Annotated in this window: 22 protein-coding genes; 17 read left to right on the forward strand and 5 right to left on the reverse strand. The window is 47.5% G+C overall.

What is annotated here, in order from left to right; all coding sequences use genetic code 11:
• Positions 1-9 precede the first annotated feature (9 nt).
• The 6 genes from L6I86_RS13410 to L6I86_RS13435 all read left to right on the forward strand — a co-directional run bounded on the left by L6I86_RS13410 (position 10) and on the right by L6I86_RS13435 (position 5,854).
• A complete protein-coding gene (locus tag L6I86_RS13410) occupies positions 10-870 on the forward strand; it encodes a DegV family protein (protein WP_236287744.1) in 861 nt (286 codons plus the stop codon).
• A gap of 3 nt (positions 871-873) precedes the next feature.
• Positions 874-2,919, forward strand: coding sequence for an ATP-dependent DNA helicase RecG (gene recG, locus L6I86_RS13415; RefSeq protein WP_236287746.1), 2,046 nt, complete (start codon positions 874-876; stop codon positions 2,917-2,919).
• Positions 2,920-3,013: 94 nt separating this feature from the next.
• Positions 3,014-3,280: a DUF1294 domain-containing protein gene (locus tag L6I86_RS13420; RefSeq protein WP_236287748.1), complete on the forward strand. Its 267-nt coding sequence runs from the start codon at positions 3,014-3,016 to the stop codon at positions 3,278-3,280.
• A 392-nt stretch (positions 3,281-3,672) separates the two neighbouring features.
• Positions 3,673-3,960 (forward strand): stage VI sporulation protein F, encoded by a 288-nt coding sequence (locus tag L6I86_RS13425; protein ID WP_236287750.1) that lies wholly within the window; start codon positions 3,673-3,675, stop codon positions 3,958-3,960.
• A gap of 313 nt (positions 3,961-4,273) precedes the next feature.
• The gene (locus tag L6I86_RS13430) at positions 4,274-5,083 is read left to right on the forward strand and encodes a hypothetical protein (protein WP_236287752.1); all 810 of its coding nucleotides are present in this window, start codon (positions 4,274-4,276) and stop codon (positions 5,081-5,083) included.
• 102 nt (positions 5,084-5,185) lie between these two features.
• Positions 5,186-5,854 (forward strand): S-Ena type endospore appendage, encoded by a 669-nt coding sequence (locus L6I86_RS13435; RefSeq protein WP_236287754.1) that lies wholly within the window; start codon positions 5,186-5,188, stop codon positions 5,852-5,854.
• A 54-nt stretch (positions 5,855-5,908) separates the two neighbouring features.
• Here L6I86_RS13435 and L6I86_RS13440 read toward each other — a convergent pair whose 3' ends face one another.
• Together L6I86_RS13440 and L6I86_RS13445 are read right to left on the reverse strand one after the other, a co-directional pair.
• A complete protein-coding gene (locus tag L6I86_RS13440) occupies positions 5,909-6,247 on the reverse strand; it encodes a DUF3992 domain-containing protein (RefSeq protein WP_236287756.1) in 339 nt (112 codons plus the stop codon).
• Between the two features lie 31 nt (positions 6,248-6,278).
• On the reverse strand, positions 6,279-6,653 hold the full coding sequence (locus L6I86_RS13445; RefSeq protein ID WP_236287758.1) for a DUF3992 domain-containing protein: 375 nt from the start codon (positions 6,651-6,653) through the stop codon (positions 6,279-6,281).
• Positions 6,654-6,966: 313 nt separating this feature from the next.
• On the opposite strand from L6I86_RS13445, the gene L6I86_RS13450 reads away from it, so the two are divergent.
• The 8 genes from L6I86_RS13450 (at position 6,967) to L6I86_RS13485 (ending at position 13,328) form a co-directional block, all read left to right on the forward strand.
• A complete protein-coding gene (locus tag L6I86_RS13450; RefSeq protein ID WP_063795520.1) occupies positions 6,967-7,338 on the forward strand; it encodes a YhjD family protein in 372 nt (123 codons plus the stop codon).
• On the forward strand, positions 7,335-8,612 hold the full coding sequence (locus tag L6I86_RS13455) for a DNA polymerase IV (protein ID WP_236287759.1): 1,278 nt from the start codon (positions 7,335-7,337) through the stop codon (positions 8,610-8,612). Before L6I86_RS13450 ends, L6I86_RS13455 begins: the two co-directional genes overlap by 4 nt.
• On the forward strand, positions 8,609-9,133 hold the full coding sequence (locus tag L6I86_RS13460) for a YhjD family protein (protein ID WP_216626293.1): 525 nt from the start codon (positions 8,609-8,611) through the stop codon (positions 9,131-9,133). The genes L6I86_RS13455 and L6I86_RS13460 overlap by 4 nt, the downstream gene beginning before the upstream one ends.
• A 147-nt stretch (positions 9,134-9,280) precedes the next feature.
• Positions 9,281-9,961 carry an SOS response-associated peptidase gene (locus tag L6I86_RS13465; protein ID WP_236287761.1) on the forward strand — a complete coding sequence of 227 codons (681 nt, stop codon included), beginning with the start codon at positions 9,281-9,283 and terminating at the stop codon, positions 9,959-9,961.
• A gap of 38 nt (positions 9,962-9,999) precedes the next feature.
• Entirely contained in the window at positions 10,000-11,163 is a 1,164-nt protein-coding gene (locus tag L6I86_RS13470; protein ID WP_236287763.1) for a metallophosphoesterase, read from the forward strand.
• Positions 11,164-11,168: 5 nt separating this feature from the next.
• Entirely contained in the window at positions 11,169-11,711 is a 543-nt protein-coding gene (locus tag L6I86_RS13475) for a hypothetical protein (RefSeq protein WP_236287765.1), read from the forward strand.
• 41 nt (positions 11,712-11,752) lie between these two features.
• On the forward strand, positions 11,753-12,751 hold the full coding sequence (locus tag L6I86_RS13480) for a CobW family GTP-binding protein (RefSeq protein WP_236287767.1): 999 nt from the start codon (positions 11,753-11,755) through the stop codon (positions 12,749-12,751).
• 118 nt (positions 12,752-12,869) lie between these two features.
• On the forward strand, positions 12,870-13,328 hold the full coding sequence (locus L6I86_RS13485) for a Fur family transcriptional regulator (protein WP_056612313.1): 459 nt from the start codon (positions 12,870-12,872) through the stop codon (positions 13,326-13,328).
• Positions 13,329-13,449: 121 nt separating this feature from the next.
• Here the strand turns inward: L6I86_RS13485 and L6I86_RS13490 are convergent, their stop codons facing one another.
• Positions 13,450-14,502 carry a polysaccharide deacetylase family protein gene (locus tag L6I86_RS13490; protein WP_236287769.1) on the reverse strand — a complete coding sequence of 351 codons (1,053 nt, stop codon included), beginning with the start codon at positions 14,500-14,502 and terminating at the stop codon, positions 13,450-13,452.
• A gap of 120 nt (positions 14,503-14,622) precedes the next feature.
• The gene (locus L6I86_RS13495; protein WP_236287771.1) at positions 14,623-15,120 is read right to left on the reverse strand and encodes a GNAT family N-acetyltransferase; all 498 of its coding nucleotides are present in this window, start codon (positions 15,118-15,120) and stop codon (positions 14,623-14,625) included.
• A gap of 154 nt (positions 15,121-15,274) precedes the next feature.
• On the opposite strand from L6I86_RS13495, the gene L6I86_RS13500 reads away from it, so the two are divergent.
• On the forward strand, positions 15,275-15,559 hold the full coding sequence (locus L6I86_RS13500; protein ID WP_056624777.1) for a hypothetical protein: 285 nt from the start codon (positions 15,275-15,277) through the stop codon (positions 15,557-15,559).
• Positions 15,560-15,641: 82 nt separating this feature from the next.
• On the opposite strand, the gene L6I86_RS13505 is transcribed toward L6I86_RS13500, so the two are convergent.
• A complete protein-coding gene (locus tag L6I86_RS13505) occupies positions 15,642-15,812 on the reverse strand; it encodes a hypothetical protein (RefSeq protein WP_157257142.1) in 171 nt (56 codons plus the stop codon).
• A gap of 169 nt (positions 15,813-15,981) precedes the next feature.
• Between L6I86_RS13505 and L6I86_RS13510 the strand changes: the two genes are divergently transcribed.
• On the forward strand, positions 15,982-16,731 hold the full coding sequence (locus L6I86_RS13510; RefSeq protein WP_236287773.1) for a hypothetical protein: 750 nt from the start codon (positions 15,982-15,984) through the stop codon (positions 16,729-16,731).
• Between the two features lie 18 nt (positions 16,732-16,749).
• Positions 16,750-16,902, forward strand: a complete 153-nt coding sequence (locus tag L6I86_RS13515; protein WP_236287775.1) for a hypothetical protein — start codon at positions 16,750-16,752, stop codon at positions 16,900-16,902.
• The last annotated feature ends 74 nt before the right edge of the window (positions 16,903-16,976 follow it).

Here is a 16,976-nt window from a genome sequence, read left to right on the forward strand (position 1 = left end):
GTGAGCCCTGTGACAAATATTCGTATTGTAACGGATAGCACGGCCGATATTCCATTGGCTGTCAGAGAAGCGTTGAACATCGAAATGGTGCCGCTCAAAATTAATTTTGGCGAAGAACAGTTTCTGGACACGGTGACGCTTCAGTCGGAGGACTTCTATCGCAAGCTGACGTCATCTGCGCATTTCCCAACAACATCAACGCCATCGCCAGGTGAGTTTCTGGACGTGTATCAAAGCTTGTTAGAAAAGCCTGATACAGAGGTCATCTCTATTCATTTGTCTTCTGTGTTGAGTGGTACGTACAGGACGGCTGAGCTAGCTTCTACGCTGCTTGAGGGCGATCAGCTCGGCAAGGTTCACGTCGTCGATTCTTGCTCTGCTTCGTATGGTATTGGCGCGCTCGTTGTGGCTGCTGCTGAGGCTGTTCAGGCAGGCAAGAGTGTCGATGAAATTGTAACGCTAGTTCAGACCATGAGAGCGAACTTTTATATATACTTCCTTGTCGATACGTTGGAGTTTCTTCAAAAGGGTGGTCGAATTGGCAAAGCGTCCGCGCTTCTTGGTTCTTTATTGAATATTAAGCCAATTCTTTCGTTGGACAGCGCAGGTGAAGTGAGCGTCGTTGATAAGGTTCGTGGTAACAAAAAGGCGATTGCACGCATTCTTGAACTGTTAGCGGCGGATGTGTCGGACAAGACGATTCGCTCGCTGCATATTGCTCATGCTAATAATTTGGAAGGTGCGGAGCAGCTGCGGGAGGCCATCGTGCAGCGGTTTGCTGTGGAGAACGTGGCGTATATTACCCTAGGCCCTGTTATTGGCGCACATGCTGGTCCAGGTACTATTGCAGCCTTCGTGAGTACGGTGTAAGAGATGGATTTAAATCAATGTCAGGTACGTGAAGTCCATGGAGTTGGCGCTCAAAAAGCACTTGAGCTAAACGCCATGGGCGTTTTTACGGTTATGGATTTGCTGGAATATATTCCGTTCCGGTACGAGGATTATACGGTTCGCAATTTAGCCAGTGTTAAGGATGGCGATCGTGTCACTGTGAAAGGCTATATCATCGGAGAACCGGTCTTGCAGCGCTACAGCGGCAAATCTCGCCTATCCTGCAAGGTGATGGTCGATGATTTCTTGCTGACGGCGGTGTGGTTTAACCGCCATTTTCTGAAGGATCGCTTGCGGCCGCAGCAGGAGATACTCTTGACTGGCAAGTGGGACGCCAAGCGGCGGCAAATGAGTGTGTCCGATTCGGAGTTCCCCGGACAAGGGGATTCGAATAGCGGCACGATCCAGCCGGTGTATTCGGTTGCGGGCTCGATTACGCAGAAATGGATGCGTAAAGTGATTGGGCAGGCGCTGACGCAGTACAGCGCTTTGATCAGTGAAGTGCTGCCGGCGGTCATTACCGGCAGGTATGGGTTTATGCCGCGCAGCAAGGCACTGGCTGTCATCCACACGCCGAGTGGCGTGGAGGAGGGCAAGCAGGCGCGCAGGCGCATGGTGTATGAGGAGCTGTTCCTATTCCAGCTCAAGCTCCAGGCTTACCGGGCCGTGACGCGCAGCCGCACGGATGGGTTGAAGCAGCAGGTCGATCTGCCTGCTGTTCGCGCCTTCGTGCGCGCGCTCCCCTTCCAGCTGACGGAGTCGCAGAAGAAGGTCGTTGGTGAGCTCCTGCACGACATGCAGGAGCCCTACGCGATGAACCGACTGCTGCAGGGCGATGTCGGTGCGGGGAAGACGATCGTCGCGGCTATCGGGCTGTACGCGACGGTGAAGGCCGGCTACCAAGGCGCGTTGATGGTGCCGACGGAGATTCTCGCTGAGCAGCATAATCGCTCGCTCAGCACGTTGTTCGAGCCTTATGGGCTGCAGGTCGCTTTGCTGACCGGAAGCTCAACAGACCGGCAGCGACGGGATCTGCTGGCCTCTTTACAGATGGGCTTGATCCATGTGTTGGTCGGGACGCATGCGCTGATTCAAGAAGATGTGTATTTCCGACAGCTAGGTCTAGTTGTGACGGACGAGCAGCATCGCTTTGGGGTCAACCAGCGCAGCATCCTGCGGCGCAAAGGGATGAATCCAGACGTGCTGACGATGACGGCGACGCCGATCCCACGCACGCTGGCCATTACGGCGTTCGGCGACATGGACGTCTCAACGCTGCGCGAGCTGCCGAAGGGACGTAAGCCGATCAAGACGTACGCGGTTCAGCATGCGATGCTAGAGCGTGTGCTTGGCTTTATTCAGCGCGAGGTGGCTGCAGGCCGGCAAGCTTATGTGATTTGTCCGCTCATCGAGGAGTCGGACAAGCTGGACGTGCAGAATGCAATCGACGTCCATATTCAGTTGCAGCAGCATTTTCCGCAGATGCGGATCGGCTTGCTGCATGGGCGTATGAGCGCGCAGGAGAAGGAAGCGATCATGCGCGCCTTCAAGGAAGGCAACGTGGAGGCGCTCGTGTCGACCACGGTGATCGAGGTGGGCGTGGACGTGCCGAACGCCACGCTGATGGTGATCTACGACGCTGACCGCTTCGGGCTGTCGCAGCTGCACCAGCTGCGCGGCCGGGTCGGGCGGGGCGAGCACCAGTCTTTCTGTGTGCTCATCGCCGACCCGAAGACGGAGGTCGGCAAGGAGCGCATGAAGGCGATGACGGAGACCACCGACGGCTTCGAGATTGCCCGGCGCGATCTCGAGCTGCGCGGGCCGGGGGATTTCTTCGGCACGAAGCAGAGCGGGCTGCCGGAGTTCCGCATCGCCGATATGATGGCGGATTTCGAAATCATGGAGCAGGCGCGAGATGATGCAGCCGAGTTGGTCGGCGACTCGTCCTTCTGGACGGGGGCTTCGTTCATGCCGCTGAGGGCGTATTTGGAGCGGGCTCATATTTTTGACAGCGAAGTGCTAGATTAGTAGATAATGGACTGCGACACAAGTTGACCCCTAGCGAGTTCCCTTTTAAGATAGGAGTAGTTGCACTATTTTAGGGGAATGAAGGTGTACAGCCGTGACTTATTTTCTTATTTATTTATTATTGATGAATATTATTACGTTTATTGAGATGGGACATGACAAAGGACAAGCCAAAAAAGGCGGGCGCCGTGTACCGGAAAAACGCCTGTTCCTACTCGCTGCTCTCGGCGGTGGGATAGGCGGTTGGCTCGGCATGCGCATGTGGCGTCACAAAACGAAGCATACTTCGTTTGTTGTGGGCTTTCCGCTGCTCATTGCGTTAAATTGCATTTGCGTTATTTTCATCGCCATGTATATGTAAGTGAAGGGGACAGCTGCCGGGAACGGTGGCTGTTTTTTGTTTGGTATTAGGTAGGATGATGGCTCCTGCCGAACCCCCACCTAGCCGGCCACGCACCTACCCCTGAACAATTTAACGGAAAAACTCCAGCTATTTTCTCAGAAATACCCCACTAATGAAGAGTAGATGGATATTATGTAGATACCCCTGCCATGCGTCGGGCCTTACGCGGCCCCGGATTCGCGTGCTGCGTGTACAGCAGGGAAAGTACCCGAGTAGCGATCATTTTGCTGTAAATATCTTGTACCGTTTAAAACTAACCTCATAGGTTTTTCTTATATGCATCCGCCTCAGTCAAGTTTACCTATATTCACTCATAAGATAGGAGCATGACGGGTATCGGAGGTGCGGGTATGAGTTATCAGCAATATGGCATCGATCCTGCGCTCGTGGAGCGTGTAAAGTTCAAGATGAAAAACCCCGAGGTAAAGGAACGCATCAAAATGCTGCTGCAAGGCGTCACGAAGGCGGATTTACAAAACACGGCGAAGGTTACGCGCCTAATCGGTCTCGCTGCGGGCATTTTGGGAGAGAAGCTAAGTGGGAACCAAACGCATCAGATTTTAACGTTTATTCTGGCGCAAAAGATTGATCCGAACAACACGTTTCACTTGATTCGATTATGGTCTATATTTCGATAGCTGCGTGATGAAAACGCCGCATGTGGAGCGTGAGATGCTCTGTTTGTGGCGTTTTTTCCTATGCGGGCATAGCAGAGAGTGACACAAAGCTCTCCTGTGATATTTGATGTCATGGCTACGCTTACCGCAATCTAATCGAATAGCTGCGAAAGACCTTTGGGTAAACTCCGTAAGGTCCTTTTTCATGTGGGTACATTTTTATCCAAGGGGAGACATGAGTACAAGCATATTAAGCTGAAATTCATTTACTAGTAATAGAGTCGTTGAAGCAAGGAAGGTTCTTGTATGGTTTGCTTTAGGGAGGGTATGATTCGTGAACTATTGCGGTCCTGCAGACGAGGATGAATTTCAAGAAAGATCACATAGACATTGTTCATGTTCAGTTGCTTTAAGTTGCAGCGGAATTCCGTGCGTATGCCCAATCGGTCCAACGGGGGCAACAGGAGCAACTGGAGCAACGGGAGCAACTGGAGTGACCGGAGTAACCGGGGCAACTGGTGTTATCGGATCGACCGGAGCAACTGGAGCAACCGGAGCAACTGGATCGACTGGAGCAACCGGAGCAACGGGTGTAACCGGCCCAACCGGTCCAACAGGTCCAACAGGAGCAACTGGTGCAACCGGTGCAATTGGACCGAATTTTGCGTCGACTGGATTTTCTGCATTCTTATCTACGCTGTCCATTGCAACAAGTACACAGCTTACGAATTGGTCGACGGCTAGTCCTTATTATGGACATGCGAACTTTAACGCAGTTACCGGCAACTTCACGGTACCGACAACAGGAAGGTATACGTTACTGGCAACGATTAATTACTCCACGACTGCAGCTGTCAGCGTGAGCCTAGGCCCCGGGGTCAACCCATTTTTTGCCGTGCAGCGAACATCCCCTTCCGCCGTCAATTTGGTGAGCGGTTTTCTACCTATCTTAAATGTTAATGTAGCATTGGTTCTAACGTTGCGCGCAGTATTGGGAACCGGTGAAATCACATTGGCTGGGGATGTTGCGTTGTCGGCGGGCGATGTTGTCGGCCTATTCTATAATGCGTCTGGATTAACGATTACGATCAATATAGGCAATGGTACTACTGGCGTTGTGTGGTCGATGCATCGGATTGCATAGTCTAATATTGAAATAAATCAAAAACATGTATAACCATTGAGGTGGAACATTCATCTAATATAAGTATGCAAAGGAATAGACTTAAAGGGAGGAGGAGGGGCGGTGATCAAGAAGAAAGGCAGCGCAAAGAAAAAGGTTATAGAGCTGACCATCGTTCACAAAACATCGTCTTCCTGCCTATCTTTAAACAAAGGAAAAGTCAGTAGGCCGAAGCAGACAAAAGGGGGGGATCGTCGGTCGCTGAAGAGGATCACACATCCCGTTCTCCCTTGTTCTCGCAGCCGATATCCAACCAATAAGTCAAAGTCGGAATGGAACCTAAATCCAAAACCAAATATTAAGCTAATATATAAGCCAATGGTTAATCCTTGTCCTTCACTTAAGCACCACCATTGCCATCCTTCACCTCCACCGACTCCGCCAGCGCCGCTGACAACGATCAATAAAGATTGCTGCGGCAATATACTTCTTCAAGGCAATCAGCCTGGATTTCGGATATGGGAGATCGATGTGGAGTCCAAGATCGAAGTAGCTCAGATTAGTATATATTCGAGTTCGAGTAGTACCCAAGCCATAGAGGTTGACATTGAAACCGATTATGCTGATAACAAACGACTGAGCATTCCTCCCGGCAGTACTATAAATTTTATAGGCCAGGGTGTCAGAGCAATTGACATCTCTTCACTGCGTGACGAGATGGCTTATGTAGAGGGTAAGTATGCCATTTCTACAACACTCCAAATCCAATCTGAACATCCATCCTGCGAATGAATAAGGTGGTTTCCCACGGTTAAGGTGAAAACCACCTCAATGGTAGCATACTTCTTACATACTATATCGCACGGTTATGCAAAATTCCCCGGTTGCCGCTGCTGTCGTCGTAATAGTAATCGTATCGAACCGCCCGACAGTAAACGAGGTGCTGCCTCCTGGCTGCACCGTGATAGCGGTTATGACGGGAGCTGCCGAACGGAGAAAGGCTACCGTAATGTCAGCGGTCCCAGTTTCATTCTTGACATATCCAGTGCCACTAATCAGAGTTGCCATATTATCGGTGTAAACAGTGGTTGTACCTGCTGTAGTCATCAGCCAATTCGTACATACTTTATCCTGTACGTAGGTTTTTTCGGAACAACAGCAAAGAGCCGAGTTGCAAGAGCACATGATGAGTACCTCCTTTCGTTGTCAAATGGCATTATTGAATTGAATAGCGGGTTGTGATACAAAATTCGCCCTGATATAAACCAGGGCTTCCTCCAGCCAGCGTTAACTGTATAGTGGCGAAGCGTTGGTAAGTAAAAGCCAGACTTGTTCCAGGTGAAATGGGAACGGTAGCCGTTAAGATGGAAGCACCCGCACTGTTCAATACATCCAACGTAATAGCAGTAGGTCCGGAATCGAATTTCACATATCCCGTGCCCACAAGGTTCGGATTAATATTATTCGTGTAAGCGACAATGTCTACTTCTGCGCCAGTTACTGTGCCGGTCCATGGCGTACATACCTTATCCTGCACGAAATTTCTCTCTGAGCAGCAAGTTAAAGCAGTCGCCGAATTATCGCATGCCATAGGTAAGAAAACCTCCGTTTCTTTGTTTCTAAACTATCTAATGCAGGCAATTGCCTGAACGCTTGGACATCTGCCTGAATGACGAATAATTAATATGACAAGTCTGGGTGCGGCTTCAAGAGTTTGGCGCAAGTTACGATAAGGGGATGCTCGTTTTCAATAAATAGGTAAAAATTAGGTGGAGTAATTGAAATTAACTCTAGTTCATCCTTTTATTAGTAAAAAAATATCCAAAAAACCACTTGCATAACGAATACGTGTTCGGTATATAATATGGAAAAACGAATATATGTTCGCATATGGTGGTGAGAACATGAGTGGTTCATCAAGAGTAGAGACAGAAGAGGATGTTCAAATGATTAAGGAATACACACTGTTGCCGATTTTGCTTGATATGCTGGCAAGAGATATGGAGGAGCTTAAGGTTTATAAAGATAAAATTGTTTATAATCATATTCTTTTCTATCTCAGAGAGGTTGAGATGGGGATTTATCCAGAATTACAGCAGTTGAAAAGTAAGATGAAGCAGCGAGAGATTAAGGTGATTCACACGGAAATGAATGCGTTAGGGATTCAAGTCGAATACAAAGTTCGTGGTTACATTCATCATTTCACGATGCTGCGTAGTTTGGTCAAGGCTGAGCTTATGACTATGCTGATGAATATGCGGGGGGAATTGCGATGAGTAAGGGGAACAAGGGTGGGGAACGAACGATCTTCCTGGCTGACTGTCAGAGCTTCTACGCAAGTGTAGAAAAGGCCGATCATCCAGGTCTAGAGAATAAGCCGGTTGCCGTAGCAGGAGACCCTGCGTTAAGGTCAGGTATTATTTTAGCCGCCTGCCCTGTTGCCAAAGGATATGGGGTATCGACGGCGGAACGGTTGGGTGAAGCGCTCAAGAAGTGCCCTGAGTTAATTGTTATGCGGCCGAGGATGCAGCATTACATTGATGTATCGCTGATGATTACGAGCATTTATCAGGAATTTACGGATCTCGTTGAAATTTTCAGCATCGATGAGCAGTTCTTAGATGTCACAGGGAGCCTGCCGCTCTTTGGAGACGCGGAGAAGGTTGCGATGAGTCTGCAGTATAAGGTTCTCAAACAAACGGGCGTTAAGCTCCGTGTGGGAATTAGCTCGAATAAAATCTTAGCGAAAATAGCGACAGATATTTGGGCCAAAAAGAATGCAACCGGCATTTTCACATTGCTTCCATCCGCTGTAGAGGAATATCTGTGGGAACAGCCTGTCAGTAAAATGTTCGGTGTGGGTTCGCGGATGACGGCCCATTTTGCCAAATTGGGCATGTATAGCATTGGTGATGTGGCGCGGACGCCGCTGCCTCAGCTGAAGCAGAAATTTCGTGCGCGTTTTGGCAAGCAGTCGGACATTCACGCGGAGGTCATGTGGCGAACCGCGAACGGGCTGGACGATAGCCCAGTCACGCCGGGTACGTTCGATACGCCTCCGAAGTCGATCGGTCATATGATGACGCTGCCGAGGGACTATGCAGAATCGTCAGAAGTAAATACGATCCTCATGGAGCTGACAGAGGAGGTGTGCCGGGATTGCCGGCGCAAAGGCTATATGGCTTCTATCGTGACGGTCAGCTGTATGTGCAGTCCCTTTGATGCGCCGACAGGCTTCTCGCGCCAGATGAAGATGCCAGACCCGACGAATCATACTGGCACTGTTTTCCAAGCTGTGAAGCAGCTTTTCTATAAATTCTGGGACACGATGCCAGTTCGTCGTGCAGGTGTTATGTTAAGCCAGTTTGTGGACGATAAAACGTATCAGCTCACCCTTTTTGAAGATCAGGTGAAGGCACGTGAATTGGAAAAGGTAACGGATAGCATTAAGGATCGGTTCGGCAATGCAGCGATTGTTCGCGCGTCCTCCTTGACGACAGCTGGCCAAGCGAAGGTTCGCTCGCTCAAAATCGGAGGTCATTATAAATGAGCAAAAAATTGCAGAATAACGGTTTATGGGAGTCAAGCCGCATGATGCTGCCCCAGCACCGGGAAGCAGCGCAAAGCCAGCGTCATGACAAACCTGTTCCTACGAAGCGCCCGACAGCGGATGATATTAATATTATACGAGAATCTGTGCTTCTGCCGCTCATGCATACGATTATTGTACGAAGGGCGCGTGAAGTGGAGCGTTCCTCCGAGATGCTAAGGACACTCTATTCGAAGGTAGCCCAGGTGCTGGCCAAGAATATGCACGCCGATTTAGCCAAAGTGAAGCGTCATATGCTTGAGAATGACATGCATGTCGCCGAAGAGGAGAAAGACGATCAGATGATCCGTTACCGGTATCGGTGCCGTGAGCATGAAGATCGATTTACGATGACGAGGGACTATATGCGTGCGGAAATTGGTGCGCGAATCGGTCGATATGCCGACAGTCTGGTTACAACCATTTATGGAACGGATCCGCGTGTGAGTGTGTTAGAGAAGGAAACGAAGAAGAAATCGTGAATCTGCCTGAATATATCGCTAGTGCCCCTTCGTACAGCCTGAAGAAGAACAGTTCTTCGGGCTGTACGAATTGACGTAAGCCTATCTTTTTTCCATAATGGAGAAAGGGGAATGGGATAACGGTGTGAAGGAGAAGGATGTTAACCTATGTGCGGACGCTATACGATCACTGTAACGTTAGAGGAATTGATGCTGCGTTACGATATGTACGATACTTTTATGCCGAGATATAGCCCTAAATATAATGTTGCGCCCGGACAGCAGGTGATGGCGATCATCCATGACGGGCAGCGAAATAAGCTAGGTGAACTGCGCTGGGGGCTGATTCCAGAATGGGCCAAAGATGAGAAAATTGGCTATCAGATGCTTAATGCGCGCTCCGAGACCTTGGCGGACAAGCCTGCCTTCCGCAAGCCATTTGAACGTAAACGCTGCCTGATCCCAGCAGATTCTTTCTATGACTGGAAAGGAAGCGGCAAGCATAAGCAGCCCATGCGCATCATGTTGCGCAGCAAGGAACTGTTCAGTATGGCAGGGCTTTACGATACATGGACATCTCCCGAAGGTGTGCGTATCTCAACTTGTACGGTCATTACAACGGAATCGAACGAGATGATGAAGGATATTCATGAACGTATGCCAGTCATTTTGCCACGGGAGAAGGAAGCTGTTTGGTTAGATCGCAGTAGGAAGAATGTGGATCAACTTCGTCCACTTCTGCAGCCATATCCTTCGGAGCTTATGATGGCGTACCCGGTGTCTAGCCGCGTGGGGAATGTGCGGAATGATGATGAGCTATGTATAGAGCCGATCAGTCTTTTGCTTTAAACGGTAGCGGGTAGTAGAGAATAGGAGCGTCAAGAAACATGAGAAATGGTATGTTGCTTAGGGTCACGATTATACTTGCTATTGTAGCGGCGATCAACGGCTATATAGGCTGGCACTTGAAGGTTTTTTTATCGCATCTATTTGGTGCTTCATTTCATCCCTGGTTGTATTGGCCTGTGTTTTGGATCGTTGCGTTCTCTTATGTCATCGGACGGTTTGGAACGAAGGTTCTACCTCCAACGCTAACACGACTGCTTAACATCATGGGTTCCTACTGGTTGGCTCTCATCCAATTTGGTATTCTTATTTTGCCGGTCACGGATGTGGCGATTGGTGTGCTTTACGGTGCTTCTGTTTCGTCAGCTAGTTATGTGCCTATCCTGGGGTGGATCGTTATAGCCATTGTACTTATTCTCCTCCTAGCAGGCTCTTATCTGGCGCGAACACCGGTTATCCGCAAATATGAGATTACGATTCCTAAGCAAGCAGGGGACTGGAAACAGCTTCGGGTCGCAGTCGCTTCAGATATTCATTTAGGTGCCGTTGTCGGCAACCGCCAATTGCGCAAGCTTGTCAAGCATGTGAATGGGATGAAACCTGATCTGATTCTGCTGCCGGGCGATGTCATTGATGATGATATTAAACCTTTTATTCGTTATCGAATGGGACAGACCATGCGAGAGTTGCAGGCTCCATTAGGCGTGTATGCTGTGCTTGGCAACCACGAATACTATGGCGGACATATTCCAGCCTTCGTGGAACAAATGGAACAAATCGGCATTCGTGTGCTGATGGATGAAGTCATCCATGTCCAAGAACGCTTATTTATAGTGGGGCGTAAAGATAAATCAGCGGAACATGCCGCTGGGGGACGTAAATCGTTAGTCTCCTTGATGGAGGGACTAGACCTTGCGCAACCGATTATCGTTATGGACCATCAACCGTACCAGTTAGACGTAGCGGCCGCCGCAGGCGTTGATGTGAATTTGTCAGGTCATACACACCGTGGTCAAATAGCGCCGAACCATTTGTTCACTAGACGGATCTTTGAACTAGATTGGGGCTATTTACGCAAAGGGAATTTACATGCGCTGGTGTCCTCGGGCTTTGGTACATGGGGACCGCCGATACGATTGGGCAGCCAATCGGAAATTATTGAGCTGACGCTCCATTTTACAAGTAATGATAGAGAAGAGGGGTAGCACCTATGCAAGAGTTAGAGAAGAAACAAATTACACCTGTGGAGCTGGCGGCAGCGATGATGCAGTTTACGATGAAAAGTATAGAAAATAGCTGGGACACGTTGAAGCCTGCTATCATTGCCTATCTACCACAACCTGTCTTAACGATGGCCAAAGAAGATGAACTGTTAAGAGACATTTACATAGCGGCTTTGGCTCTGGAGATTTACTGTATCCCGCACGCTTTTGAGGAAGAAACAGCACGCCTAGTCAGCTTGGGTATGGGCGAAGTGATGGCTTCAGACAACTTAGCGGAGCATCGACTATCGGAAGCGATTGTAGAGCATTATCTCCCTAGATTAGAGGCAATAGCCAAGGCGGCTCCAGCGGATTTGGCGCTTGAGCTTGTCCAAGAAGCAGCGAAAATCCTGTACGAACGCATAGAGCTTCCGTTGAAACCAGCAGATCCAAGTACAAGTTTATTGTGGGCAAAATTATTTCCTTTTTTAGCTGGTATCGTTGGGAAATGGCCTATCTTGGCTACGAAATTTGAAGTGAAGACAGAGTAGTAGTGGGCGTATTAGCGTTAAGATGGAGGGGAGCAGCACGAATGGTCAACAAACGGGTTCATGTCTATGTGTTATCTGGATTTCTGGGGAGCGGTAAAACGACTTTACTTACCAGAGCTATCGATTATTTCACCGAAGCGGGCCGTAAGCCGGCAGTGATCATGAATGAAATAGGCGAAGTGAATTTGGATGGACAATTAATCGCCAATGAAGTTCCCATGTCGGAACTGCTTGGCGGATGCATATGCTGTTCAAGTCGTGGTGATCTTGCCACAGCATTGAACGAATTAGTGACAGAAGAGCAGCCAGATATAATTTTCGTTGAATCGACGGGGATTGCGAATCCTATGGAAGTTATTGACGAGATAACGGACGCTTCGCTCATACTTCCGATAGAGCTTTCAGCCATTATCACGGTTGTGGATGCCCCGCAGCTGCTTGAATTAAATCGAACAAGTCGCGGCAAAACCTACCGGCTCATGCGAGATCAAATTCGTTGTGCGAACCTCCTCCTGCTCAATAAGACGGACTTGCTGCAGGAATCGGCGCTTCAAGAAGTGCATGATCTCGTACGGGAATGGAACCCTTATGCGGATTTGCATTATACGGTGTTCAGTCAGATTGATATCAAGCTAATTGAAGACATTCATACAGAAGGTGCTAACGGGTCACCTGTGCAGGTAGCATCGAACGAAGAGGCAGTTCCGCACAGCCACGAGCATCATCATGAGCATGATCATCATCATTCGCATAACCATGTCATGGCGTATACTCATTTTTTTGAACGGGCTGTAGATAGTAATGCATTTGAACAATTCGTGAGTCAACTTCCTCAGGAAGTGTATCGTGCCAAAGGGATTCTCAGCTTCTCGGATACATCGAGTCGGTTCTTATTCCAATACGCCTATAGAGAAATGGATTTTGTGAAAATAACGCCTAAAGGCGATGTGCCTGACGTAGCAGTCTTCATTGGGGAGAACTTTGCCAAAGATGTCATTCGCACAGAATTGCTGAAATTAGAAGCGATGTCGGATGCATAGAAGATAAACAGCTTCTTGGCTAAATCCAGTACATACAATTTCCGCCATCGTTCTACACTTGACGCAAGTGGCCTATTTGCTGCACTATAATAGGAGAACATTTCAACACAGAGGGGTAATGCAAGTGAGTACGCATACGGATACGATCGATGAGATGCTAAGAGCGATGTCGCAGAAGGGCTGGCGTATTACAGAACAGCGCAGAAGCTTAGCGACCTTATTCGCAGAATCGGGCAGTTACTTATCGCCGAAGGATGTTTATGAGCATATGAAAATGAAATATCCAGGCGTAAGCTTCGATACGGTGTATCGTAATCTCCGATTGTTGAGCGAGATGGGTGTTCTGGAGCAATTTCATTTGGCGGATGGCTTGAAGTTCAAAGCGAGCTGTTTGTCCCATCATCATCATCACATGATTTGTGTCAGTTGTGAGAAGACTGTGACGTTTGAGTTCTGTCCGATGAAGCTTGTAAAGGATTTGCCGGAGAGCTTTGAGATTCAAAGCCATCGGTTTGAAATATTTGGCTATTGTGCCGATTGTAAATCAGCTATGCCTACCGCTCAGGTGGGCGAGTAATTGACGTTATATGCGCATAAAGAAAAAAGCAGTCTGCAGTGAAGTGCACCCCTTAAAGTTAGACACCATCTAACAATTGGGGTGCACTTCACCGGTAAGGCTGCTTCTTTTTGCATTTGCATTATTTGCTTTTGGTTACGTGCAGCAGCTCAGGAACTGTGACGAACGTGTAGCCGGCTGCTTTAAGCTTAGCAATTAACGGTCCAATTGCTTGCACAGTGCCTGATAGGTCTTGGCTATCCGCGCCTCCAGAATGTTGAAGAATAATGGACCCCGGCTTCGTTTGCTGCATAATATTGTGAAGGACTTGATCGGAATTCAGTGATTTCCAGTCGAGGGAATCGACATTCCAGTTCACAATTAAATAGTGGTGATTCGCAATCCATTTGACCTGTTCTTCATTAATTGCGCCATAAGGGGGACGGATTAACCTAGGGGCGTAGCCAATGAGGTTCTGCAAAATAGTTTCAGTACTCTCAATCTGGTTTTGAAATTTATCCACGGAGAGCTTCGGTAGATTCTCATGGCTGTATGAGTGGTTGCCGATGACATGACCTTCATTCACGATTCGCTTGATGACGTCGGGATGTGTATTAGCCATAGCACCAAGTACGAAAAAGGTTGCTTTGACTTGATTTGCCTTTAAGGCATCAAGTACTTTTGGCGTAAACCGTGTATCGGGTCCATCATCAAAGGTTAAGGCCACTTTCTTCTCCTGGCTGGAGCCGCGGAGCTTGAACGTATCGGGGTATTTAACAACGAGCTGTGAGAGTGTAAGTTTTTTCTGAGAAATTCTTACTTGGCCTTGATTTTTTTGAACGGGCAAAGAAGGTCGCTTAGAGGCCTCAGATTGTGATAATGACCTTTTCGGGTTGATCTTAGGCTTTAAGCTGGGCGTCGACGTAGGACTTGGCGCTCGTGTAGGTGCTGTTGGCCAAGCAGAAGCAGAGGGCGTGCTCGCGGCGGGTGGCAACATGCTCAATCGCTTGGAATCAGAAGCGTCTGTAACGAACGGGGACTCCGCGAAGTCCCTACTAGCCTCCAGGGATGTCTGAGTGACATTTGGAGTGGAATGTTGGGTTGAGCTCTGATCTTGAAAAGGCTTCGTTAAAGGCGCACCGCAGCTAGTTACAAGCAGACAAACGATGCTAAAGGACCAAAGCCGTTTGGTCATGGCAATCCCCTCCGAGCAATATGACTATGCTCTAGGTTTTGTAAGGAGAGGCGAAATTATCCCGTGCAAATAACGGAAATAGATTGTTCTAGAGATAAGTCGTAGAACAGGTGGGACGGACTAAGAAATAATTTTTTGAAACGTAACAATATCTAAAAATTGACCCCATTTGAAGCCGACCTCACGGTAGTGAGCGCATTGTTGGTAGCCATTTCGGGTAAACATATGGATGCTAGCTGAATTATCTGCACAAACAGTTGCAATTAAGGAATGAAAGCCGCGCTCCTTAGCGATCTCTTCTACATATTGAATAGAGGCAGATCCGATCCCTTTGCCGACGCATATAGGATGAAGATAGATAGTCACTTCGCCAGTTGTATCATAGGCTTGTTTTTTCTTATGGGGCATAACTTGAACATAGCCTTGCAGCTTCTCATCTTGAAGAATGACATACGTTTGATAACGGGGATTAGCGTGGACGACACTTTCTGTGAACTCGGGTAATGCAACAGGTTCTGTATGGAAAGAATAAGTAGAATGAATAACAAAATGATTGTAAATATCCATCAGAAAGGGAATGTCGGACGTCTCTAATGGCTTGAATGTTAAGGTAGACATGATGTGGGCACCTCGCTGAGTTTAGTAGACCAATTACAATATAAGTTCAACAGGGTAAGCTAGTTCCCTGCTTCGAAATGCCATTTTCAAATAGACATTCCGTCCTAATCCATGTATCTTAGATATTATATCTACTAGAATTAGGGGGAGTCACATGTCGGGCAATTCAAGTTATATTCTCGTAATCGTTATTGGTGTTATTGTACTCGCTGGCCTGACTTACATGAATCTTCGCAAAATTAGCAAATCCACAGCCGATTTGACACAACTTAAGAAAAGAACACTTCTCTGGAGCGAAATCTCCCTTGCGTTGTTCGTTGTACAATTGTTTTTCCGTGATCGTAACGGCGGATTCTTATTGTTCTTCGGTATATTGACCTTGTTCACAGGGGCTCATTACTTAGGAGTCTTATATTATTCACGCAAAAGAAACCGATAAAAGTGAAGAGGCTCTCCACGTAGCTAGCTACGGAGGAGAGTCTCTATTTTATTGTCCCAATCTATACGCTGGCAGGGGCGTTCTAGTCGTTCCAATTCGTTGGCTTCGTCTTTGTCGGCGTTTTCCATTTCTGATACCATTTCTTCTTCTGCTTCTGTCCCATTAATGTTCGTAACTGCAACATCACAAGCTTGGCGCGGTCTTCATCGGCATACTTGTCACGTAGATTCTCAAATACAGGTTGATCTTTCATGGCTGCCCTTCTTTTCTGACTGTAGGATGAATGTGAAATATAGAGAATGTATGTTCTTGTTTTTGATTATAGCATAAAATGGAAGGGAGAATCAATCCTAGCAGAAGGAGAGCGTGTTGTAAATGTGGAATGTAAGTAGCAGTCAAACAAATTCCTAACGAGGTGCACAATGAAAAGGTTTATATTATCTTTACTAGTACTATCTCTCCCTGTTGGCGTAGCGGGAGCTGCCACTTTAAATGGAGATTTCGAAGGAAATCCTATCGTACAAGTAACATCCGCTGGACAAAGTTTAAAAGTCGATGAACTACCCGCAATGATATATAAAGATCATACCGTTGTGCCCTTGTCCATGTTACGTCAGCTTGGGGTTCTCGTAACGTGGGATCCTACTACGTACAGTGTAAACGTGACAATGCCCCAATCCGCTTCAGCCAACCCATCAAATCCTGCCAAACAAGAGTTAGAAAACTTGATAAATGTCTATCAATGGCTGAAGGATACGGATACCGCCTTACTAACTTTCTCACAACAACTTCAGCAGTATGCCAATTTAACGAATGGTAATGAATTTGTGAATCAAATAAATATAGATTATGAAGAATTAATGAAACAATATAATGAATCCATCCAAATGGCACTAAAGCTTTTAGAAACAGTGAGTCATTCAGATGATCTTAAATCCATCATTAAGAGTGAGAGCGATGCATATAACAATGTTCAACAAACGAAGAGTTTGCTCGTGTTTAAACTTACTGGAAACAGCGTGCCCGAATTTGAGAAACAATTTGGGATTAGCCTGCTAAACGCTACGCGTTCGGCACAAAAAAACTTGAACAACACGAATGCCATCATTCATGAACTGCAACGTAAAAATAACGAACTCTTACAAGTTAAATCTTCTAATACAAGTACCTAGACAATAGGGGAAAGAAATGTGTTGTATCGGGTATACGTGATATTCGTATTATTTGCGGCTATGCTGCTTAATAGTTATACCCTAACGAGTTATGCCAATGATGGGAAAAACTCGGTCGGAGTAAAGATTCAATTGACCGACGCTTTCAACACCGCCTGTGCTGTTAAATAATACGACAATGGGTTTTCTGCCCATTTACTGCAGCCGTAACATCGTTTATGGTATCCAAGCAATCGATTTTTGAA

Source organism: Paenibacillus allorhizoplanae (assembly GCF_927798215.1).
Classification (GTDB): domain Bacteria; phylum Bacillota; class Bacilli; order Paenibacillales; family NBRC-103111; genus Paenibacillus_E; species Paenibacillus_E allorhizoplanae.